This window comes from Paracraurococcus lichenis, from assembly GCF_030657435.1.
Taxonomy (GTDB): Bacteria; Pseudomonadota; Alphaproteobacteria; order Acetobacterales; family Acetobacteraceae; genus Paracraurococcus; species Paracraurococcus lichenis.
The window spans coordinates 1-626 of record NZ_JAUTWS010000415.1 but is presented as its reverse complement, the minus strand read 5'-3'; the positions used below and the strand labels follow the sequence as shown (position 1 = coordinate 626).

The following is a 626-nucleotide window of genomic DNA, read 5'->3' as shown; positions in this document are numbered from 1 at the left end:
TCGGCCCGGCGCTCCCGCCAGTCTGCGGCAGCGTCCAGGCCGCCCCTTTTGGCCACCGCCGCAAACTGGCCTTTGTGTCCGGCCACGACGTAGACCTCGTCGATCTCGACCTCGCCCTCCAGCCGCACGGGCGGGGTCTTGGCGACCAGGCCGCTGCGCAGTTGTTCGGTCATAGCCTGCACATCGGACCCGTCGAGGCCCAGCTCCTGAGCAATTTGGCGGTTCGAGAGGTTCAGCCCCATGAAGTACAGGCACAGCACCCAGACCCGCAGCGGCTGGTGATGGCCGGCCAGCACTGTGCCAGTGAGGTCGTCGAAGCGCCTGGTGCACGACTTGCAACGATACCGCTGCCGATGCGCCTGGGTCTCGTCGAAGCCGTCTCGCACCACGCCACCGCTGCCGCAGGCAGGGCAGTGCACCCCATCCGGCCAACGGTGCTGGCGCACCAAGGCAAAGCATTTGGCGTCGTCGATCAGCGCCGAGAGGTTGACCAGATCTGGTGCAGCCATGATGCCGACGCTCCTGGGGAGGGCCGGTTCGCCGTCCCGTCGTCGCGCATCATCACAGACCGGCCCCAGGCACGCTACCCGGGCCTCAGCTCATCACCCCGGATCCCATCAAGAGCC

General features: G+C 67.6%; 1 protein-coding gene. It reads right to left on the bottom strand.

The features are described from left to right. Positions 1 to 509, bottom strand: a 509-nt coding sequence (locus Q7A36_RS40575) for a transposase (RefSeq protein ID WP_305109454.1), incomplete at its 3' end; no start/stop codon positions are given. Positions 510 to 626 lie beyond the last annotated feature (117 nt).